This is a genomic window from Acinetobacter sp. YH12239, from assembly GCF_013417635.1.
In the GTDB taxonomy this organism is placed as follows: domain Bacteria; phylum Pseudomonadota; class Gammaproteobacteria; order Pseudomonadales; family Moraxellaceae; genus Acinetobacter.
In genome coordinates, this window is the sequence record NZ_VPDP01000010.1 from 1 (window position 1) to 21,041 (window position 21,041).

Sequence of the window (21,041 nt, forward strand, 5' to 3'; positions counted from 1 at the left end):
ATGAAGCCCAACGCAGCCCAACCCGATTTGACAGTCAAGGCCAACTGCCGGACACCAAAAAACTCGCAGGGATTAAAAGTAAAGAAGTCCAAGGCGAAGGCTATGGACAACTCCGCTTTGATGACACTACAGGACAAATCTCCACCCAACTGCAAAACACCCACGGGGCGAGCCAACTCAACCTAGGGAATCTCAGTCATCCCAAAGCAACCGCAGAAAGTGAAGGACGAGGCGAAGGTTTCGAACTCAGAACTGACCAATGGGGTGCAGTACGAGCGGGCGAAGGCATACTCATCTCCACCTACAAACAAGAACAAGCCAAAGCAAACCATTTAGATGCAAGCGAAGCCAAACAACAACTCGAAAGTAGCTTAAACAACGCCAAAGCATTAAGTGAAGTGGCAAAAAATCAACAAACTGATCCACTGAACTTACTCGAAAACCTACAGGGCTATCTCAAGAACTTAGAGAGCGAAGACCAAAGCAAAGCCGCGGCTTTTAAACAAGCGATCATGCTCTTGGCTTCACCAAGTTCAATTGCCATAGAAAGTAACGAAGACATCTACCTTAGTGCAGATGGACAGATCAACCAGATTGCACAAGGAAGCATCAACACCAGTACGCAAGACAGTATCATCGGACATGCCAGCAAAAAGATCAGTTTATTTGCCGCGCAAGAAGGGGCACGACTGTATGCAGGGAAAGGTAAGATCGAGATTCAAGCTCAAGGAGATGATGCTGATCTGATTGCCAGAAAGGGCGTTCAGATTATTTCGACGGAGGCAAATGTCGACATCACGAGTGCGAAAGAAATCGTACTGACCGCAGGTGGTTCGCAACTAAAAATAAATGCTTCAGGGGTATTTCCTACGACTGCAAGTAAGTTTGAGGTTAAGGCAGGGCAGCATCAATTTGTGGGGGGAGCAAAGGTGCCGTTGAATTTTCCACTCATGCCAAATGAAATAAGAAAACAGATTGCAATTAAATATCATGATGATGAGCCTGTTAAAGGTGTAAACTTTAAAATGAAATACGCAAATGGTCAGATATTTTCAGGTGTGACTAATGATGAAGGGATAGCTGATATAAGAGATGCGCCTGATGGTGAAGCAGAGATTATTTTTGGGGAAGATGCTAGATCTTATGAAGTTGTAGCACAAGCAGAAGAAAATATTAATTTTAAAGCAGATTGGAACATCTCAGATCTAGAAGAATCATACCAACAAGCACTTAAGGATTCTAAAAAATGAGTGCAGAAAATAAAATAGCTATAATTCAAATTGGTTCAGAGCTTTGGTCGAATACCAAGGCTGCCGGCAGTTGGGTAGGTGGAGCCTTACAAGGTGAATTTAACGAAAAATCAACTTTAGGTCAGATCGTATTTGATGCAGTTATTAGTATGTTTCCTGTCGCAGGTGAAGCCACAGCTGTTAGGGATTTAATTGCTATTTCAAATCGCATGGCAGGTAGTGAACAAGAGAAAAATAAAGTCCTGAACTGGGTTAGTGTTATTTTGTGTTTATTGCCACTTATTCCAATATTTGGTGGTGTATTAAAGGGTATTGGGCGCTTACTCATTACGGTGATTAAAGATGCCAGTAAAGCCGCAGAAGTTGCAACCGCAATATTAGCGTTTCTTAGGAAAATGGGTTATGGCGATCCAATTAAATTTGTAAACACACTAAAATTTTCAAAATACCAAACTAAGATTTTATCCGAGTTTAAAAATTTTATTGCGCGATTAAAATCCTCGATTCAGTTTTTCTTATCAAAAACGAGCGTTGTTCTACCTAAGCATGTACAACAACAATTAAACTCATTTTTACCTGAGTTAGATAAACTTGCCAAACTCGCAGATAAAATGATTCCTTCTGCAATTAAAGAGTTGGATAATGCATTAAATAAAGTTCGATCTGAAATGATCAACCAGATGAATAAAGCTGGTGCAAAGATAGGTGGTGGAGAAACTAAGGTTTTAACCACGGAAGCACGTTTAGCTTCTACTGCTAGAAAAACGATTCCAAGTAAAGGGCATAAACCAGCATCTTTAAGTCACTATAATCATAAGGACGGATGGCCAGATTTAAGAAAGTTTTACAATACAGATAGTAAAAAATATGACGTAATTGCTTCTTTTAGTAAGAGTGCCAATATTGAAGCTAATATATATAAGCCGGGCACAAAAATTGATTGGAAGCGAATCATAGATAAAAGATATCCAAATAAGTCTGGAGCATATTGGGCAGACAAAATGCCACATAATGGCACAGCATGGCGTTTCGACTATGCAGTAAAAAGTGGCTGGTCGAAGAATGGAATATTTGTTTCCTTGGATCGTATCCCTACAGTTGCCGAGTTGAAAAAATTAGGAATTCCCGTTCCTAAGAATTGGCAGGGACTTAAAACATGGGAAGGTAAAGTCGCAGAACAATTTGATATGGATAAGATGGAAGGAAGTAAATTACTTTTACCTGGAGGGGAAAAGCAAATTTATATTGATTTTAGGCATTCTGATAATGCACCAATTAAAGCGTATATCGATAAAATGATCGAAATTAAAAAAACCAATTGGAATGATGCCATTCTTCCTGAAAATTTAAAAGATACGGTTGCTTATTTAGAAGCAAGAGAAAAAGCTCGTAAAACGGTACAACAAGGGCAAGTGGCCCGCGCTACTTCCACAACAGGTCGAGCAAATACTAAGCATGAGCAAAATAAGGCGAAGTAAAGGAATTTGTAATGTATACGATTGATCGTAAAGAAAGAGACCAAACTTTTTATTTAATTAAAAAATATTCAAGTTACCAATATCTATATCACATATATAAACTAAAAAAAGAGTTTGTGGATGCATTTGAACAACAACTAAGGCAACCACCTCCTTCTGTACAAGATCAAACAATAGGTGTTCACGAATATCACGAAAAAGAATTTTTATATTATTTGTATGTCATCAATAATTCAGAAAAGGGATTAGATTTATTACTAAAAACTGAATCTAAAAAAGATGCATATGACTTAATATTTGAGGGGAGTATTTACGGTAATATTTTTGGTCGTTATGGTGATGAACATGGCTTAGTAGATGATGTTTTTTATCAAAATTTGGGATTAGGTCGATATTATGGGGATCTTGATGGAAATCACGATCATACAAAATATATATTAAAGTTATTACTCGCAAGTGCAATGACTTTTTGTGTATCTAATACTCTGTATGCTGGGGAGTACGTGATCCATAAAGAAGATAGAATTTACGATAAATGGAGCTACGAATCTTTATTCAGTAAACCAAACTGGCCACCATGTAAGCAAATCGTTGAACCGATTAGCCCATGCCCAGATTATAATGAAAATGCAACAGATCAAATTCATACAGGTGAAGAAATCCAAATTTCAGGCATTTACGAACCATGGTTTGAAAAACCCGTTTATCAAAAATTAACCAATGACCCTGAATATAATGTGTATGTTGGTTGCCCAAATTATTTTTTGGAAGGTTCGGAAGCTACTCAATATAAATTAGAAGGCACAGATGATTGGTATGATGTTAAATGGCGTTTAATTTGGGAAGACAATCGCTATATAGATGGAACCATACCCGAGGAAGAAAAGAATTATATTTTTGATATAGAAAATATAGGAAAACAATCCAATCAACCCGAAACTGAATCAACTGAAAAATTAAGTATGGCGGCTGGGCAGGTTAGCCCTAAAGCAGGCTATTGGTATACAACAGCGAAATTAAATTCACGGCAATACTTTAAAAAAGGCGATATTTTTCCTGATTTTGAAAGTGATTGGGGCGAGGTGTACTGGCAGTTTGATGGAGAAGAATAAAACTATATCGCTCAAGGTGAAAACTTTCGCATTGATGGAAGTTTAATAAAAAACCCGCTTTCGCGGGTTTTTTTGATCTCAAACGAGATTACATATTCGGATAGTTCGGACCACCCGCACCCTCAGGTACAACCCAAGTAATGTTTTGTGACGGATCTTTAATATCACAAGTCTTACAGTGAACACAGTTCGCAGCATTAATTTGGAAACGCTTAGAACCATCATCATTTTCCATGATTTCGTATACGCCAGCAGGGCGGTAGCGCTGAGCAGGCTCATCCCATTGAGGAAGGTGAAGTTTTATATCGTGTTTTAGATCCACGTAGTTTAGATAACAGTATTTGTTGGATGAGGGAAGCTGAGTATAAAAAACTTAAGAGTAAAGCCGATTGGCGACGCTATTTTGCGGTATTTGCATCATGGAATCATAATGGTGAAGTTGTTAAATACAAAGTATCAAAGGGAGGGATCAATGTATGGGAAGGCCCAGCGGAGAGTCAAACCTTTAAAAACAGTGCTGGCAAAGTTGAAAAAGTAGATAACAAAGGCAATATCTTTGTACTGGAAGGTGGGGGCACACAGATTGTCCTTGATCCAAATGATTTGGTGCGCGATAAGGTGAGTAAACGTCAGGCAACACCGTGGGGCTATGACAGCGGTTTAATTGGTGAAACGAAAACCAATATGGTTGGTGTGCCGCGTTTAGAGCAGAATTGGTATGGAGATAAAAAATAATGTCGCAATCATCTGAAATTCGTCCGCAGGAAATTTTCCTACTTGAACGCTATAGTTCGGCTGAATATTTTAAAGAACCGGTAGATGCTTTTGAGCAGACGCTCACCGCTGCTGAGCGTGCACTTGAACTTTTTATGTCAGACCTTCCTTATGACTATCGGGATCGGCATATATCTGAACAACCCGATGTAATTTGGGGTGAGCATGTCTTACCTAATTTTAGATCGACCATGACTTCATTGCAGATAGTGCTCGACTAGCTCATAAGTATCGTGTAACAGACAGTAAAGCCACCAATGCACTAAGCCATCGATCACTGATGACACCTAAAGCAGCCATGATGGCATTGAAAATGGGTCTCGATGTTTATATGGCATCAGACCAAGATGATAAGGTTAAACGTTCAGTGGGGACGACTGTGAGTGATGGTGTGCAGATGTCGCATTTATGGATTGCGAGCAAAATAGATGCATCCAAAATTATTCCGAAACATAGTTCATTAATTCGTGATATTAAAACATGGAGAAGAGTCAATTTTAAGGCTTCTACAGAAAGAAGATTAGGGAAAGTTGTTGCAGTACATTGTCCTTATGACCGAAGTTTGGTCACTATTACTGGTGATAAATTTGATCATCATGAAAAATGTAAAGGTTTAAATAAACCCAAATGCACACGGACAGTGACGGCACACGGGATTAAATTAGAATTTGTTTTACCCAATGAGATGTTGGAGAGATAAAAGAATGTCGATACAAGTAAATGATCAAGAAATAGATTGGCAAAAATGGCAATTTTTAGAGATTAATGATGAAACAAAATTTAGAGATAATTTTTTAAATGCCCAAGATTATCATGAAAATTTTGAAGAACTTATAAATGGACTATATACCGTTGTAGATGGATTTAGTCATTATAAAAATGATTCTAAGTTTGGTGGATATATAGCATCTGGTCACCAAAGAATTAGAGATGCTTTAGATTTGATGTCCTTACAATATTCAGCAGGTGGTGATTTAAATTTTACAAAAGAACTTTACCCGTATCTTCTTCATTGGACAGAAGAATATGCTGAAACGAGTCATCTTTATAATTTAAGCCCTGATGCAGGTGGACGTTATGTCTGGCATATTTCCTTGGGAACTGAAGATTATTGGTATATTGCTTTACGATTGATATGCTTTGGTTTACTGACAGGGTATGCAGATCAAATGAGTCGAATTATGACGATTATCGACTACACAGAAGCAACACCTGAAGGACAAGAAAAAGATGGCTTAATCGAGCGATTGGTTGCTCCATTTGTAACAGATCGAGGCATACCACCGAATGATGCACGTCGTCATTTGCCTTATCGTAAGCTCATTAAAGTTTTTGATGCTGCACCTGAAAAACGTCCAGCGATGATGTTGCAATACTTAGAAGATTGGTATGAAGCCAGTCGTCGTGAACCTTATCATGATCAACATCCACAACCTGATATTAGATCAGGTATCAGTTATTTTGGTTATTGGTCATGGGAAGCGGCAGCTGTTACATGGTTGTTAGATATTGATGATACAACTTATCGAGAGCATCAATTTTATCCGAAAGATTTAGTTGATTTTTCTAAAGCACAATCAGAAAAAGTACAAACACAAGATTCAGTAGAAAAAATTAAAATCAAAGGTGGGGATAAATGTCCAAAAACAGGTTATTGGACGACTCCAGCCCAACCAAATGAACGTCAATATTTTGATAGAGGTGACATTTTACCAATGCTTTCAGAACAAGACTGGGGTGAAGTATATTGGTATTTTGATGGTGAAAAATAAACTTAGAATATCGCAAGATTTAGCCATCCTTATAGGGTGGCTTATTTTTTTATGATAAAGCCTAGTCATAATTACAGGCGAAAAATTTGATCATCATGAAAAATGTAAAGGCTTAAATAAACCTAAGTGTACACGGACAGTAACTGCACACGGGATTAAATTAGAATTTGTTTTACCAAACGAGATGTTGGAGAGATGAAAGTATGTCAATACAAGTAAATGATCAAGAAATAGATTGGCAAAAATGGTTGAGTTTAGAAGTAAAAGATACAAGTTTATTTAGAGATAAGTTGCTTGAGCAAGAAATGTATCACAAGAGATTTGATACGTTTGTTAATGGTATATATACAGTTGTTGATGGATTTAGCCATTATAAAAATGATTCTAAATTTGGTGGATATATAGCATCTGGTCATCAAAGATTAAAAGATGTTCTGAACTTGATATCTTTACAATATTCAGCAGGCGGGGATTTAAATTCTATAAAAGAACTTTATCCATATCTTCTTCATTGGACAGAAGAATATGCTGAAACGAGTCATCTTTATAATTTAAGCCCTGATGCAGGTGGCCGTTATGTCTGGCATATTTCTTTAGGAACTGAAGATTATTGGTATATTGCTTTACGATTGATATGCTTTGGTTTACTGACAGGCTATGCAGATCAAATGAATCGGATTATGCCGATTATCGACTACACAGAAGCAACGCCTGAAGGACAAGAAAAAGATGGCTTAATCGAGCGATTGGTTGCTCCATTTGTAACAGATCGAGGCATACCACCAAATGAAGCACGTCGTCATTTACCTTATCGTAAGCTCATTAAAGTTTTTGATACTGCACCTGAAAAACGTCCAGCTATGATGCTGCAATACTTAGAAGATTGGTATGAAGCCAGTCGGCGTGAACCATACTTTGAACAGCACCCAGAAACCGACTTAAGATCTGGTAGGAGTTATTATGGTTATTGGTCATGGGAAGCCGCAGCTGTGACATGGCTATTAGATATTGATGACACCATTTATCGAGAGCATCAATTTTATCCAAAAGATTTAGTTGATTTTGCTAGATCGCAAGCTGAATCGGTTTCAGCTGAAACAACTATTGAAAAAATTAAAATCAAAGGTGGAGAGCAATCCACGAAAATAGGTTTTTGGACGACACCTGCGCAACCGAATGGACGCCAATATTTCAAAAAAGGTGAGATTTTACCAACGCTTTCTGAACAAGATTGGGGTGAAGTATATTGGTATTTTGATGGTGAAGAATAATTTTAATATGCCCTTCGGGGCATTATTTTTTATTTATAATAATATTCTCAGTTAGACATTTCAAATAACAAAAGTTTAGACATAACTAAATTTTCTCATCAAGAGAAATGCAAAGAATTAAATAAAATTAAGTGCACACGGTCAGTGACTGCGCATGGGATTAAATTAGAATTTGTTTTACCGAATGATATTTTACCGGAGTAAGAAGATTGAATAGTCAAGTAAATGATATAGATATTAATTGGGAAGAGTGGTTTAAGCAAAAAATACTGATTAATAAAAATTACAGAGATAATCTATTACAACATGAAATGTATAGCCGAAGGTTTGATACGTTTCTTAATGGTATTTATTCAGTAACTGATGGTTTTCAAAAATATAAAACAGGTAGTAAAGCTAGTAAAAAAATGGCGGCAGGTCATCAAAGGTTACTAGATGTTTTAAATTTAATATCTTTACAATATTCTGCAGGTGGTGGTATACGCTTTATTCAAGAACTATATCCATACATTTTAAACTGGATGGAAGAATATGCAGATATTCATGCTCAGTACCATCAAAGTACAGAAGCAGAAGGACGTTATGTTTGGCATATCGCTTTGGGAACAGAAGATTATTGGGATATTGCTTTACGATTGATATGCTTTGGTTTACTGACAGGCTATGCAGATCAAATGAATCGGATTATGCAGATTATCGACTACACAGAAGCTACGCCTGAAGGACAAGAAAAAGATGGTTTAATCGAGCGATTGATTGCTCCATTTGTAACAGATCGAGGCACACCACCGAATGATGCACGTCGTCATTTGCCCTATTGTAAGCTCATTAAAGTTTTTGATGCTGATGCAGCAAAGCGTCCAGCCATGATGTTGCAATACTTAGAAGATTGGTATGAAGCCAGTCGTCGTGAACCATACCATGACCAGCACCCTCGGGCTGATATTGATGACGGTTTCCTTTATTATGGTTATTGGTCATGGGAAGCCGCAGCTGTGACATGGCTATTAGATATTGATGACACCATTTATCGAGAGCATCAATTTTATCCGAAAGATTTAGTCGATTTTGCTAAAGCACAATCAGAAAAAGTACAAACACAAGATTCGGTAGAAAAAATTAAAGTACGAGGCGGTGAAAAATGTTCTAAAACTGGTTTTTGGACGACACCTGCTCAGCCAAATCAACGTCTGCACTTTAATAAAGGTGACATTTTACCAATGCTTTCAGAACAAGACTGGGGTCAAGTATATTGGTATTTTGATGGTGAAAAATAAACTTAGAATATCGCAAGATTTAGCCATCCTTGTAGGGTGGCTTATTTTTTTATGATAAAGCCTAGTCATAATTACAGGCGATAAATTCGATCATCATGAAAAATGCATTTGCCTTATCGTAAGCTCATTAAAGTTTTTGATGCTGCACCTGAAAAACGTCCAGCGATGATGTTGCAATACTTAGAAGATTGGTATGAAGCCAGTCGTCGTGAACCTTATCATGATCAACATCCACAACCTGATATTAGATCAGGTATCAGTTATTTTGGTTGTTGGTCATGGGAAGCGGCAGCTGTTACATGGTTGTTAGATATTGATGATACAACTTATCGAGAGCACTAATTTTATCCGAAAGATTTAGTTGATTTTTCTAAAGCACAATCAGAAAAAGTACAAACACAAGATTCAGTAGAAAAAATTAAAATCAAAGGTGGGGATAAATGTCCAAAAACAGGTTATTGGATTTTATCTAATGATAAAGCAAAACGACTGTATTTCACCAAAGGAACCGTAATGAATAAATCTAGCAAAGACTGGGGCGAAGAATATTGGATATATGACGGTGAAGAATAGAAAGTCATTCTAGGCTTTTATTTAATTGAACGCATTGTCATGCTACCCCTTATGATGAAATCTTTGAACTCAGAACAGATCAATGGGGGCAGTGCGTGCAGGAGAAGGTATACTCATCTCTACCTACAAACAGCAACAAGCGAAAGACCTCAGTGAAGTGGCAAAAAATCAACAAACTGATCCACTGAGCTTACTCGAAAACCTATAGGGCTACCTCAAAAACTTAGAGAGCGAAGACCAAAGCAAAGCCGCGGTTTTCAAACAAGCGATCATGCTCTTGGCTTCACCAAGTTCAATTGCCGTAGAAAGTAACGAAGACATCCACCTCAGTGCAGATTATTTCCACAGAAGATCGAGTTGAAATTAAAGCTGCTTTAAAAAAAATGGGTTGTGGAGACCCAATTAAATTTTTAAACACACTTAAATTTTCAAAAACTAAGATTTTATCCGAGTTTAAAAATTTTATTGCGCCATTAAAATCCTCGATTCAGTTTTTCTTATCAAAAACGAGCGTTGTTCTACCTAAGCATGTACAACAACAATTAAACTCATTTTTACCTGAGTTAGATAAACTTGCCAAACTCGCAGATAAAATGATTCCTTCTGCAATTAAAGAGTTGGACAGTGCATTAAATAAAGTTCGATCTCAAATGATCAACCAGATGAATAAGGCTGGTGCGAAGATAGGTGGTGGAGAAACTAAGGTTTTAACCACAGAAGCACGTTTAGCCTCTACGGCAAAAAAGACGATTGCAAGCAAAGGGCATAAACCAGCATCTTTAAGTCACTATAATCATAAGGACGGATGGCCAGATTTGAGGGCATATAAAAAAGATGGTCCCCTAGGTGAAAAAATTTTTCCAGATATTCACTCATTTAGTATTAAAGTGCCAATTCAACCTAAATTATTAAAAGCAGGTTCAAAAGTTCCACTATTTCGAGTGGTGGAAAGAGTAAATCCTAGCAAATCTGGGGGATATTGGGCAGAAAAAATGTCAGAAAATGGTAAAGCGTGGCGTTTGGACTGTGCAGTAAAAGGGGCATGGGGTACTAATGGTGCTTATGTTGTTTTAGATCATGTACCTACTATTGCTGAAATGAGAAAGTTAGGCATAAGAGTATCTGATGATTGGGATGGTTTACGTGTCTGGCGTGGAAAGATTGCAGAACAGCTTGATAATGAGAGTAGCTTAGAAAAAGGTCATCAAGCTACTAATCTGTTACTACCGGGTGGTGATATTCAAATTTTTATAAACTTTAGAGATCCTCATAATTTACCTGTTAAAGAATACATCGATAAAATCCTCAAAGAAAAACCGACAAACTAGAACGATTCAAAAATACCAACTCAAAGTGAAACAATGGTGGAGTATTTGGAAAAGCGTGAACGATCAGCGAAAATTGTACAACAAGGTCAAGTATTAAGAGGAATTTCTTCAACTACACGTGCAGGTGTTGAATATCAACAAAATAAACAGACTGAGAAGCGTTAATCTATGTTAAACCCAAAATTTATGGCACCAATGCAAGAGCAAGAATCACGAAATAAAGCATTTTATTTAATTAAGAAATACACGAGTTATACGTTTTTAGATCAGATACGTGTCTTATACCAACAATTTTTAGATGCTTTTGAAAGACAATTAAGAAATCCACCGAAAAAAGTGCTTCAACACCAATTCTCAGATCACCTACAAAAAAGACACGAAGGAGAATATATTCATTTTTTGGAGAAAATGGTTCAACTAGAACAAGGATTGAATCTATTAAAGACAACAAAATATAAGAAAGAAGCTTATATTACATTCTTAGGACCTGACATTTCAGACAGAATGTTTGATAGATATGCTGATGAAAATGGTATTGTTGATGACCCTTTTTATATTTTGCTGGGTTTGGGATATTCAAAAAGTACTGATCTTTTTATGCCAATAGATCCTAGAATGTATTCTGTATCCACTAAGGTGGATCACTCTAATTATGTAAATTTAGTTTTGATTGCATTAAGTTTGCGCAGTCTGTGTATAAGATCTCTAGCTTCTGTTAAAACAGATCGTGATCCTTTTGCATATTTAGATAAAGAGACTATGCGGGCTTCAATAAAATGGTCATATGAGACAATTTTTTTCTCTAAAGAATGGCCACCGTTAAGAGTTTATCCTGAACCGATTCCTATGTGTCCACCTTTTAATTTAGACTCAAAAGAAGAAATAGCTACGGGTGAAGAAGTATATATCACAGGTATTTATGAGCCATGGTTGCCAATTAATGGAAAAGTAGGTTGTCCTAACTATTTTTTGGAAGGTACTACAGCAACTCAATATCAGTTAGATGGTACTGACGATTGGTATGATGTTAAATGGCGTTTAATTTGGGAAGACAATCGCTATATAGATGGAACCATACCCGAGGAAGAAAAGAATTATATTTTTGATATAGAAAATATAGGAAAACAATCCAATCAACCCGAAACTGAATCAACTGAAAAATTAAGTATAGCGGCTGGGCAGGTTTGTCCTAAAGCTGGCTATTGGTATACAACAGCGAAATCAAATTCACGGCAATACTTTAAACAGGGTGAGATCTTTCCAAATTATGAAAGTGATTGGGGCGAGGTGTACTGGCAGTTTGATGGAGAAGAATAAAATTATATCGTTCAAGGTGAAAACTTTCGCATTGATGGAAGTTTAATAAAAAACCCGCTTACGCGGGTTTTTTTGATCTCAAACGAGATTACATATTCGGATAGTTCGGACCACCCGCACCCTCAGGTACAACCCAAGTAATATTTTGTGACGGATCTTTAATATCACAAGTCTTACAGTGAACACAGTTCGCAGCATTAATTTGGAAACGCTTAGAACCATCATCATTTTCCATGATTTCGTATACACCAGCAGGGCAGTAGCGCTGAGCAGGCTCATCCCATTGAGGAAGGTTAACGTTTACTGGAATTGATGGATCAGTTAATTTTAAATGCGCTGGCTGGTTTTCTTCGTGTACTGTATTTGAAACAAACACTGAAGATAAACGGTCAAATGTAAGCTTACCATCTGGTTTTGGATAGTTTGGTTTGAAGTTCACTGCATCAACAGTTTTTAAAGCACTGTAGTCAGGTGTCAAATCACGTAAAGTGAACGGAACTTTGAATACATTTTGGTCGATAAAGTTGAATGCACCACCGAAGAATGTACCAAACTTATGCATTGCAGGGCCAAAGTTACGAGCATTATATAACTCTTCTTTTAACCAACTGTTGTTAAATTTCTCTATATATGACGTTAACTCTTTAGCAAAGAAATCTTCGCCTTCTGTCACACGAGCAATTGCAAGGTCGCCGCCTTTTTCTACACCAGCTTTAATTGCTTCAAATACAGCTTCACCACATAACATGCCTGATTTCATAGCAGTGTGTGAACCTTTAATTTTTGCAAAGTTCAAGAAGCCAGCATCATCACCAATTAAGCTTCCGCCTGGGAAGGTGAATTTTGGAAGAGAGTTAAAACCACCTTTAACCACTGCACGTGCACCGTAAGAAATACGTTTACCACCTTCCAATACATCTTTAATTAATGGATGTGTTTTCCAACGTTGCATTTCCATGAATGGATACATATGTGGGTTTTGGTAAGATAAGTCGACAATCATACCCAATGATACTTGGTTATTTTCAGCGTGATATAACCACCAACCACCAGATGAACCAGTTTCAGTTAAAGGCCAACCCGCACCGTGCATGACTTTACCTGGTTTGTGCTTCGCTGGATCGATTTCCCAAAGTTCTTTAATACCGATACCGTAATGTTGAGGATCAGCATCTTTATCTAAGCTGAATTGAGCGATTAGGCGTTTACCTAAGTGACCACGGCAGCCTTCAGCGAATAAAGTGTATTTCGCATGGAGCTCATAGCCTGGTGTAAAGTTATGTGTTGGCTCACCATCTTTACCAATACCCATATCACCTGTTTGGATACCTTTTACAGTACCATCAGCATGATACAGAATTTCCGCTGCTGCGAAGCCTGGGAAAATGGATACTTCAAGCTCTTCAGCTTTTTGTCCTAACCAGCGTACGACGTTACCCAGAGAGATGACATAGTTACCGTCGTTGTGCATTGTTTTAGGCACAAAAGCATGAGGCATTTTTTGAGATTTTTGATCTGAAAGAAGGAAGTACGTTTCATCTTCTGTAACAGGTACGTTTAAAGGCGCACCTTCTTCTTTCCAATTTGGGAACAATTCATTAATAGCGCGTGGTTCAAGCACAGCACCAGAAAGAATATGCGCACCTACTTCAGAGCCTTTTTCAACGACACATACAGATAAATCGTTGAGGTTGTTTTCAATTGCAAGTTGACGGATTTTGATCGCAGCTGAAAGACCCGCAGGGCCCGCTCCAACGATTACAACGTCAAACTCCATCGATTCACGTTCGATGTGTTCCATAAAGGACTCCTCATAAAGTAAAGGGTGGCAACCGATAATTCCGACGGTGCTGCCATGAGTGTTCTTAGTTGCAGGTACAATTTTGCTCTCGTACCTTTTATATATTTTGCGCTAGTATAGGTTCAAACCTTGATCAAGCCAATTGGCTGAGTCGCTTTATTTTCCGTCAGCAGGGCATAAACCATGGTAAAACAAAATGATTCTATAACAGCACAGCCTGATTCACTTGTACCTGATGATAAAAACTTAATCAATATCGTACAATATCTAAAAGATGCACAGTCAAGTCACAAAAGGTCAATCCCACCTCTTGAACAATGGAACCCAAAGCATTGTGGCTCAATGGATTTGAAAGTAAAAGCGAATGGTGAATGGTGGCACGAAGGTCAATTGATTAAAAGACAAAGCCTCATTGACCTATTCTCGACAGTACTGTGGAAAGAAGACAACAAATTTTACTTAAAAACACCCGTTGAGCAAATCGAAATTGAAGTCGAAGATGAACCTTTATTGGTCAATCAGGTAGATCAAGTCGAGATTCAAGGGCTTTCCTATCTACAGCTAACAACGACCACTCAAGATCTCATTATTGTGGATCAAGATCATCCAATCTTTATGCGTGATTTTCAAGGAGAGATGCGTCCTTACGTGCATGTGCGTTTCGGCATCAACGCATTGATACAACGATCAACTTTTTTTCATTTAGTTGAAATGGGGGAGTTGAGCGAAAATGAGCAAGGTGAATCAGTTTTGAATTTAAAAAGTGGTAATTTGCTATTGCAATTAGGGACTTGAGGTTTAAGCTTAGCCCATTCATTTAAGCATCATAAAAGTAGTCGTTGAGATGTCTGCAATTTTACCCCAACCGAGCTCTAATGAGCCTATGCCTCATGCACTTGAACATGCCCCTATTGGTATTTTCGACTCGGGTATTGGTGGTTTATCTGTTGCATTGGAAATAGCAAAATATTTACCCAATGAGCATATCCTTTACTATGCAGATACAGCTCATGTCCCTTATGGTCCGCGCGAAGATCAAGATATTCGTCAGCTCACAGCACATGCAATTGAGTGGTTGTATCGTCAAGGATGTAAAGTTGCGGTTGTTGCGTGTAATACGGCATCAGCTTTTAGTCTGGATTACTTAAGGACGCATTATGGTGAGCGATTTCCGATCATTGGGTTGGTTCCTGCGTTAAAACCTGCAGTGTTACAGACACAGTCTAAAGTGGTGGCTGTATTGGCGACTCCAGCGACTTTTAGAGGTCAGTTAATCAAGGATGTAATGCAGAATTTTGCAGATCCTTTAGGTGTTAAAGTTCATCAAGTCACCAGTTTGGATTTGGTTCCTTTTGTTGAATCTGGGCAACAAAATTCGCAAGCCTGTATAGCAACATTACAACGGATACTTGATCCCGTCATGCAAGATCAAGCCGATTTTTTGGTGTTGGGTTGTACGCATTATCCATTTTTAAAATCAGCAATTGAGCATCTTTATGCAGAGCGACTGACTTTGGTTGATTCTGGATTTGCTGTTGCACGCCAAACAGCAAGAGTCCTTATCAAAAATAAATTCAATGCAACTCAACCATATGACAAATCAGTGCAGTTGCGTTGTGTCGTCAGTGGTGGAAATGCGCTTGAACTTCAGCCTGTATTACAAAATATGATCGGGCATGAAATACTATGGTCAATTGAAAATTTAACTGATACATTCGAAGAAGAATGATCAATATCAAGCTATACATTTTAAGCCTTATGAATAGGGCATTTTTACCTAGATGCAGGATTGGATTAAGGCATGCTAGATAAGCGTTACCAAGTGTTTATTACAACTTCTGGTAAAGAGATGCAGCCAGAGCGTATGGTTGTGTCTCAAACGCTGATCGGTATGGGCTTTTTTTCCTGGGGTTTAGAACAAAGAACACCTGTAACAACCGCTTTTGCACGCCGTCAAATTGATGATTGTGATTATGTACTTCTGCTTTTAGGAAGCCAGTATGGTGAGCAATCTGTCTCTGGTATTAGTTACATGCACTTGGAATATATCTATGCAGTGACGAAGCAAAAGCCCATTATTGTATTTATGCATGAACAGCCAGAATCGCGTGAGGAGCATTTACGAGAGCATGAAGTGGATCTTCAACAGCGCTTTCAAAATTTCCGTCAACAGATCATTCAAGAAGTTGATCAGGTCGTATGTTTTAAAAGTGCTCGTGAATTAGAGCTTGCACTCAGGTCTCATATGCCTCAAATGCTTGAGCGTTACCCTGTTTTGGGTTGGGTAAGACCACAAAGCATTCAAGCAAAACAAGATGAGATTGATCGATTAAGAGCTCAGCTGGCACAAGCAAAAATGGAACAAGCCAAATCTGAAGTCGATCCTTTTCTATCTTTGCCTAGAATAGAATGGGATGATCAATTCAGTTTTGATTATCGTATGCATGCTTATGTTGATAGTCATTTTAAAGAAATTATTTGTATACGATCCATGCGATGGCATGAAATTTATACTGTTCTTGAGTCTCAATTTTCCCAAGCAACACCAGAAGATTTTTATTCTAAAGTGTTGAATCAGTATTTGACTGATACGGGGCTGGTCGATGCTCAATTGCAACTTCCTAAGGCACATATGGTATCTAGAGCACAGATTAATGTACGTGCATTGCATACCATCAAGCAACAAATGCGTAATAATGAATGGATCATTCCTGTAGGACGAGATGATCGTCAGCGGATGTTATGGAAATGCATGAATAAATAGATCAAGTTCATATGATAGTTTTTCTCTGTCATTCACATTTTAAAAAGCAATCATAAAATCACGCCGAATTTACTTAGACTCTGATAAAGTATTTCTCAATTAAACAGTGAATTGATGTGGATCAGATGTCTGAGTTAAAGCCGAAAATCACCGTAATTATTGCCAACTTGGGAACACCAGATGCCCCGACAGTGCCTGCGGTACGAACTTTTCTAAAACAGTTTTTATCTGATCAGCGTGTGATTGAGATTCCATCGTTTTTGTGGAAAATTATCTTACATTGTTTTGTTTTACCATTTCGACCAAAGCATGTTTCTGAAGCATATGCGCAGGTGTGGAATGAAGATTCACCTATGCGTGAAATTCTGTTGAAGCAAACAGATTTAATCCGTCAAAAAGTTATTCAAGATTATCCAGATTTTGATGTTCAGGTCGTTCCTGCGATGACTTATGGTCATCCTAGTATTCATGAGGTTCTAAAAAAACTTTCTCAGACACCGCAAGATCACGTCATTTTATTTCCACTTTTTCCTCAATATTCAGCGACATCTACAGCACCTTTGTATGATGCATTGGCGAAATGGGTTTTAACGCAGAGAAATTTACCTGGCTTAAGTTTAATACGCGATTATTATCAACATCCAAAATTTATTCAGGCTTTGGCAAAGAGTGTTCAGGTTTTTCAGGCGCAACACGGTAAAGCGGAAAAATTATTAATGTCTTTCCATGGGATTCCTCAGCCTTATGCAGATAAAGGTGATCCATATGCCGACCGTTGTAGAGTTACAGCGAAAAAAGTCGCAGAGGCTCTGGGATTACGTGACGATGAATGGGCTATCAGTTTCCAATCACGATTCGGTAAACAGGAGTGGGTCAAGCCATATACAGATGCGTTGCTGACTGAATGGGGACAACAAGGAGTTCAATCTGTCCATGTGCTCAGCCCTGCTTTTTCAGCAGATTGCTTAGAGACTTTAGAAGAGTTGGCTGTGGAAAATGCCGAAACCTTTAAAACAGCGGGCGGGAAAGACTATGCTTATATTCCAGCGTTAAACACTGATGCAGCACATATTGATTTGTTGGTCGATTTAGTAGAAGCTCAACTGGATGCACTCAAGATTACCCTCCAACATTCTGCGTAAATTTAAAGGTTCCTATGCTTCAAGTTAAAATTATTCCTGTGACAGCATTTCAGCAAAATTGTTCATTGGTTTGGGATCAAGAGACCAAAGAAGCTGTGTTAATTGATGCAGGTGGTGAGCCTGAAAAAATTATGCAAGTTGTGCAAGAGTTAGACTTAACAGTGAAGGAGCTATGGTTAACTCATGGTCATCTTGATCATGCTGGTGCGGTCGGAGCATTGGCGAGAGAGTGGGGTATTCCAGTAATTGGTCCTCATAAAGAAGATGCATTTTGGTTAGATATGATTCAGGAAGTTTCAGCACGATATGGGTTTCCGATACCTGAACCTGTTGTGGTTGATCAGTGGCTTGAAGGTGGTGAAACTTTAAAATTAGGGGATGAGTCCTTTGAGGTTCGATTCGCTCCCGGTCATACGCCTGGCCACGTCATGTTCTATAATGCTAACTATGGCTTGTTATGGACTGGCGATGTTCTTTTCAAGGGTTCAATTGGTCGAACAGATTTTCCCAAGGGAAATCATCAACAGTTGCTGGATTCGATTGAGAGAGAATGTTTTAGTTTGCCAGATGAAACACAGTTTATTTCAGGGCATGGTCCAATCAGTACCATTGGCTATGAGAAAAAGTTTAACCCTTTTGTGGCAGGTAAAGCTGGTTAATTAAAAACGAAAAAAGTGATCTCGATTGATGTCATTCAATTCCCAAAAGAGAAGGGCAGCGGCTAACACAAATAGTGCAGAGATTAAAATCAAGACGAAATCATGTTGATAAATGCCTAGACCTGCAAAAAGGAGGCCTAGGCAAGATAAAATTATACTGAGTGTGAATGTGAATTTATAAAGTCTCATGTATTTATGAAAGTAGAATTGTTGTTTTAATGTGATTGTTATCACAATATCACAACATAAACTTAAATAAAATCACATTTATTGAGTTTTCTTAAAAAAGCTAATTTTTTTGTTTGTGTAAATATAATTGAATTATTCTTTTAATATTGAGCAAAGTTGGCATTATTCATGATATTCCCCTTGATCAGCTTGAGGAGAATCCTGTGTTGGAAGGCGATATTCATCATTTGCCCAAGCTCCTAAATCGATAAGTTTGCATCGTTCAGAACAAAATGGACGAAATTCATTGCCAGTCCATTGACTAGGCTGTCCACAGCGTGGGCATGGAAATGTTTTTGGCATAAATGAATCCTAGTAAAATAAAACAGCTAAAATAGGCAAAAGCATCTAGAGTTGCTAGACTTGTCGCGTTTTCATAAGTTTGATCTGATTATGCCGATTCGTCAATTTCAAGCACAGCGTATGCATGCGCCACGCGACTTTCAACCGATTCTAGCTGAACCACTATGTGTTGAGATTGGGGCGGGTAAAGGTAAACATGCTTTATTGTTTACGCAACAAAATCCGCAAAGACAACTAATCGCGATTGAACGAACTAGAGAAAAATTTCTAGCGATGCAAAAACAGCATCAACTAGAGGGTCAAACCAATTTGCGACCTGTACATGCAGATGCAATCCCTTGGATCGTACATGCGCTATTTCCACAGCAAGTTGAAGATTTTTTTATTTTATATCCGAATCCTGAACCTCATAATCCAGCGCAACGTTGGTTGAATATGCCTTTTTTTGAATTTTTACTGTCTCGATTGCAACCGAATGGTACGATCACTTTAGCCAGCAATATTCCTGAATATATTGACGAGGCAGAGCAACAACTGCTTAATGTTTGGAACCTTTCTTATGTTAAAGAAAGAATCCCTTCAACTTCGGCAAGAACGCATTTTGAAGTAAAGTATCTAGAGCGTGGTGAATTATGCCAGCAGTTGATTATTCAAAAACCTGAAGCGTACCAAACTCGCTTCGATCACTTTATGCCTCTGCAAGGGCAAATGCCGATCTCTTCTGAAAATCAACAAACGAATAATCTATGAATTTGGAATATTCAAAGCGAATCGCAATCGTAGGCGCAGGTCCGGCAGGTTTAATGGCTGCTGAAGTTTTATCTGCTCATCCTGCATTTGAAGTTCATATTTTTGAACAAAAGCCTTCAGCTGCACGTAAATTTTTGATGGCAGGTAAAACAGGTTTAAATATTTCTCATGCCGAACCTATCGATCAATTTATTGGTCGTTATGATCATGCCGAATGGCTTACACCTTGGGTAAAAAAATGGGATGCGCGTTGGATTCGAAATTGGATGAAAAACCTAGGGATTGAATCCTATGTTGGAAGCTCTGGTCGTATATTTCCCAATGAAATGAAAGCAGCTCCATTACTGCGTGCTTGGTTAAAAAGTTTAGTAGATACCAAGGTCAATTTTCATTATCGGCATCAAATTACCGCGCTTAATCAAAATGAACTGACAGTTTTTGATACTCAATCCAATTCAATACGAACTGAGCAATTTGATGCGATTGTATTGGCGTGTGGCGCTGTGTCATGGGCGCAGTTGGGTAGTGATGGGGCTTGGCAGTCATGGTTGGCTAAAGAAGAGTTAAAAGCGTTTTCCCCGAGTAATGCTGGTGTAGTCAGAGCTTGGTCTTCGTATATGGAACCTGTATTTGGCTCGCCACTCAAACGAGTTGAAGCTTGGGTGGATCATCAGCCCAAAGCTAAGGGTGATATCGTGATCACCCACTATGGTTTGGAGAGTGGGTTGGTCTATAAGCATGGTCGGGCACTTCGAACACAATTGCAATATCAAGATTTCATGGTTTTAAATTTAGATTTACTGCCAGAATTATCTGAGCATGAAATCATCTCTAAACTTAAGAATGCTAAGAAACAAAGCATAAATAATGTTTGGCGAAAATTGGGATTAGACACTGCAAAGTCAAATTTATTACGTGAGTTGACCCCAAAGCATGATTGGGCGTTTGCAGAGAAAATGGCTCAGCATATTAAACATTTATCTATCAAACTAGATGGTTTTAGACCCATTGAAGAAGCCATTAGCTGCGCAGGTGGTGTACGGGAAATTGCCTTGACTAAACAGTTACAGTTGAAAAGTAATCCAATTGTTTTCTGCTGTGGAGAGATGTTGGATTGGGATGCCCCGACAGGTGGTTATTTACTTACAGCATGTTTTGCAACAGGTCGAGCAGCAGGATTAGGTGTAATTGAATACCTAAATAAAACTGTTGAAAAAGACTAGCTAAGCGCTAGTCTTTATT

19 protein-coding genes and 6 pseudogenes are annotated in these 21,041 nt (G+C 38.3%); 22 read left to right on the forward strand and 3 right to left on the reverse strand.

All coding sequences use genetic code 11. The features are described 5' to 3' along the window. The 3 genes from FTV17_RS09750 to FTV17_RS09760 all read left to right on the forward strand — a co-directional run. Window positions 1–1,250, forward strand: a 1,250-nt coding sequence (locus FTV17_RS09750) for a type VI secretion system Vgr family protein (RefSeq protein WP_179999194.1), incomplete at its 5' end; no start/stop codon positions are given. Then, entirely contained in the window at window positions 1,247–2,728 is a 1,482-nt protein-coding gene (locus FTV17_RS09755; protein WP_179999196.1) for a hypothetical protein, read from the forward strand. The genes FTV17_RS09750 and FTV17_RS09755, both read left to right, overlap by 4 nt. Before the next feature lie 11 nt (window positions 2,729–2,739). Continuing rightward, on the forward strand, window positions 2,740–3,840 hold the full coding sequence (locus FTV17_RS09760) for an Imm72 family immunity protein (RefSeq protein ID WP_179999198.1): 1,101 nt from the start codon (window positions 2,740–2,742) through the stop codon (window positions 3,838–3,840). An 88-nt stretch (window positions 3,841–3,928) separates the two neighbouring features. Here the strand turns inward: FTV17_RS09760 and FTV17_RS09765 are convergent. Next, window positions 3,929–4,132 (reverse strand): annotated as a pseudogene (locus tag FTV17_RS09765) (4Fe-4S dicluster domain-containing protein); the annotation flags it as partial. Between the two features lie 56 nt (window positions 4,133–4,188). Between FTV17_RS09765 and FTV17_RS09770 the strand changes: the two are divergent. From FTV17_RS09770 to FTV17_RS09815, 12 genes and pseudogenes are all read left to right on the forward strand, one after another. After that, window positions 4,189–4,575, forward strand: coding sequence for a hypothetical protein (locus tag FTV17_RS09770; RefSeq protein ID WP_218945330.1), 387 nt, complete (start codon window positions 4,189–4,191; stop codon window positions 4,573–4,575). Next, window positions 4,575–4,817: pseudogene (locus FTV17_RS09775) on the forward strand (hypothetical protein); the annotation flags it as partial. The gene FTV17_RS09770 and the pseudogene FTV17_RS09775, both read left to right, overlap by 1 nt. Continuing rightward, window positions 4,808–5,314 (forward strand): annotated as a pseudogene (locus FTV17_RS09780) (hypothetical protein); the annotation flags it as partial. The pseudogenes FTV17_RS09775 and FTV17_RS09780, both read left to right, overlap by 10 nt. Window positions 5,315–5,318: 4 nt before the next feature. Further along, window positions 5,319–6,386 (forward strand): PoNe immunity protein domain-containing protein, encoded by a 1,068-nt coding sequence (locus FTV17_RS09785; protein ID WP_179999200.1) that lies wholly within the window; start codon window positions 5,319–5,321, stop codon window positions 6,384–6,386. Window positions 6,387–6,444: 58 nt separating this feature from the next. Continuing rightward, window positions 6,445–6,585 (forward strand): annotated as a pseudogene (locus FTV17_RS15525) (hypothetical protein); the annotation flags it as partial. 4 nt (window positions 6,586–6,589) lie between these two features. After that, complete coding sequence (locus tag FTV17_RS09790; RefSeq protein WP_179999203.1) at window positions 6,590–7,657, forward strand: PoNe immunity protein domain-containing protein; 1,068 nt, start codon at window positions 6,590–6,592, stop codon at window positions 7,655–7,657. A gap of 209 nt (window positions 7,658–7,866) precedes the next feature. Then, window positions 7,867–8,934, forward strand: coding sequence for a PoNe immunity protein domain-containing protein (locus FTV17_RS09795; protein WP_179999205.1), 1,068 nt, complete (start codon window positions 7,867–7,869; stop codon window positions 8,932–8,934). A 99-nt stretch (window positions 8,935–9,033) separates the two neighbouring features. Beyond that, window positions 9,034–9,273 (forward strand): annotated as a pseudogene (locus FTV17_RS15635) (PoNe immunity protein domain-containing protein); the annotation flags it as partial. A 290-nt stretch (window positions 9,274–9,563) separates the two neighbouring features. After that, window positions 9,564–9,844, forward strand: a pseudogene (locus FTV17_RS09805) (type VI secretion system Vgr family protein); the annotation flags it as partial. Next, window positions 9,837–10,835: a hypothetical protein gene (locus FTV17_RS09810; RefSeq protein WP_257219923.1), complete on the forward strand. Its 999-nt coding sequence runs from the start codon at window positions 9,837–9,839 to the stop codon at window positions 10,833–10,835. The pseudogene FTV17_RS09805 and the gene FTV17_RS09810, both read left to right, overlap by 8 nt. A gap of 33 nt (window positions 10,836–10,868) precedes the next feature. Further along, window positions 10,869–11,000, forward strand: a complete 132-nt coding sequence (locus tag FTV17_RS15535) for a hypothetical protein (RefSeq protein WP_257219924.1) — start codon at window positions 10,869–10,871, stop codon at window positions 10,998–11,000. A 3-nt stretch (window positions 11,001–11,003) separates the two neighbouring features. After that, window positions 11,004–12,152 carry an Imm72 family immunity protein gene (locus FTV17_RS09815; RefSeq protein ID WP_179999207.1) on the forward strand — a complete coding sequence of 383 codons (1,149 nt, stop codon included), beginning with the start codon at window positions 11,004–11,006 and terminating at the stop codon, window positions 12,150–12,152. An 88-nt stretch (window positions 12,153–12,240) separates the two neighbouring features. On the opposite strand, the gene FTV17_RS09820 is transcribed toward FTV17_RS09815, so the two are convergent. Beyond that, entirely contained in the window at window positions 12,241–13,953 is a 1,713-nt protein-coding gene (locus FTV17_RS09820; protein ID WP_179999210.1) for an electron transfer flavoprotein-ubiquinone oxidoreductase, read from the reverse strand. Window positions 13,954–14,136: 183 nt separating this feature from the next. Between FTV17_RS09820 and FTV17_RS09825 the strand changes: the two genes are divergently transcribed. From FTV17_RS09825 to FTV17_RS09845, 5 genes are all read left to right on the forward strand, one after another. Then, window positions 14,137–14,748, forward strand: coding sequence for a DUF1285 domain-containing protein (locus FTV17_RS09825; RefSeq protein ID WP_035264966.1), 612 nt, complete (start codon window positions 14,137–14,139; stop codon window positions 14,746–14,748). 49 nt (window positions 14,749–14,797) lie between these two features. Continuing rightward, on the forward strand, window positions 14,798–15,682 hold the full coding sequence (gene murI / locus FTV17_RS09830; protein WP_179999212.1) for a glutamate racemase: 885 nt from the start codon (window positions 14,798–14,800) through the stop codon (window positions 15,680–15,682). 72 nt (window positions 15,683–15,754) lie between these two features. Next, the gene (locus tag FTV17_RS09835; protein WP_179999214.1) at window positions 15,755–16,717 is read left to right on the forward strand and encodes a DUF4062 domain-containing protein; all 963 of its coding nucleotides are present in this window, start codon (window positions 15,755–15,757) and stop codon (window positions 16,715–16,717) included. 125 nt (window positions 16,718–16,842) lie between these two features. Continuing rightward, window positions 16,843–17,859, forward strand: coding sequence for a ferrochelatase (gene hemH, locus FTV17_RS09840; protein WP_179999216.1), 1,017 nt, complete (start codon window positions 16,843–16,845; stop codon window positions 17,857–17,859). Between the two features lie 14 nt (window positions 17,860–17,873). Then, entirely contained in the window at window positions 17,874–18,518 is a 645-nt protein-coding gene (locus tag FTV17_RS09845; protein ID WP_092768141.1) for an MBL fold metallo-hydrolase, read from the forward strand. Window positions 18,519–18,869: 351 nt separating this feature from the next. Here FTV17_RS09845 and FTV17_RS09850 read toward each other — a convergent pair whose 3' ends face one another. Then, window positions 18,870–19,049, reverse strand: coding sequence for a DNA gyrase inhibitor YacG (locus tag FTV17_RS09850; protein WP_035264978.1), 180 nt, complete (start codon window positions 19,047–19,049; stop codon window positions 18,870–18,872). 84 nt (window positions 19,050–19,133) lie between these two features. On the opposite strand from FTV17_RS09850, the gene FTV17_RS09855 reads away from it, so the two are divergent. Both FTV17_RS09855 and FTV17_RS09860 read left to right on the forward strand, forming a co-directional pair. Beyond that, window positions 19,134–19,799, forward strand: coding sequence for an SAM-dependent methyltransferase (locus FTV17_RS09855; RefSeq protein WP_179999332.1), 666 nt, complete (start codon window positions 19,134–19,136; stop codon window positions 19,797–19,799). Beyond that, complete coding sequence (locus tag FTV17_RS09860; RefSeq protein WP_179999218.1) at window positions 19,796–21,022, forward strand: TIGR03862 family flavoprotein; 1,227 nt, start codon at window positions 19,796–19,798, stop codon at window positions 21,020–21,022. The genes FTV17_RS09855 and FTV17_RS09860 overlap by 4 nt, the downstream gene beginning before the upstream one ends. The last annotated feature ends 19 nt before the right edge of the window (window positions 21,023–21,041 follow it).

Coding starts and splice junctions, on each gene's coding strand:
- FTV17_RS09755 (WP_179999196.1), top strand. CDS start 1,247: ATGAGTGCAGAAAATAAAATAGCTATAATTCAAATTGGTTCAGAGCTT.
- FTV17_RS09760 (WP_179999198.1), top strand. CDS start 2,740: ATGTATACGATTGATCGTAAAGAAAGAGACCAAACTTTTTATTTAATT.
- FTV17_RS09770 (WP_218945330.1), top strand. CDS start 4,189: ATGAGGGAAGCTGAGTATAAAAAACTTAAGAGTAAAGCCGATTGGCGA.
- FTV17_RS09785 (WP_179999200.1), top strand. CDS start 5,319: ATGTCGATACAAGTAAATGATCAAGAAATAGATTGGCAAAAATGGCAA.
- FTV17_RS09790 (WP_179999203.1), top strand. CDS start 6,590: ATGTCAATACAAGTAAATGATCAAGAAATAGATTGGCAAAAATGGTTG.
- FTV17_RS15535 (WP_257219924.1), top strand. CDS start 10,869: ATGGTGGAGTATTTGGAAAAGCGTGAACGATCAGCGAAAATTGTACAA.
- FTV17_RS09815 (WP_179999207.1), top strand. CDS start 11,004: ATGTTAAACCCAAAATTTATGGCACCAATGCAAGAGCAAGAATCACGA.
- FTV17_RS09820 (WP_179999210.1), bottom strand. CDS start 13,953: ATGGAACACATCGAACGTGAATCGATGGAGTTTGACGTTGTAATCGTT.
- FTV17_RS09825 (WP_035264966.1), top strand. CDS start 14,137: ATGGTAAAACAAAATGATTCTATAACAGCACAGCCTGATTCACTTGTA.
- murI (WP_179999212.1), top strand. CDS start 14,798: ATGTCTGCAATTTTACCCCAACCGAGCTCTAATGAGCCTATGCCTCAT.
- FTV17_RS09835 (WP_179999214.1), top strand. CDS start 15,755: ATGCTAGATAAGCGTTACCAAGTGTTTATTACAACTTCTGGTAAAGAG.
- hemH (WP_179999216.1), top strand. CDS start 16,843: ATGTCTGAGTTAAAGCCGAAAATCACCGTAATTATTGCCAACTTGGGA.
- FTV17_RS09845 (WP_092768141.1), top strand. CDS start 17,874: ATGCTTCAAGTTAAAATTATTCCTGTGACAGCATTTCAGCAAAATTGT.
- FTV17_RS09850 (WP_035264978.1), bottom strand. CDS start 19,049: ATGCCAAAAACATTTCCATGCCCACGCTGTGGACAGCCTAGTCAATGG.
- FTV17_RS09860 (WP_179999218.1), top strand. CDS start 19,796: ATGAATTTGGAATATTCAAAGCGAATCGCAATCGTAGGCGCAGGTCCG.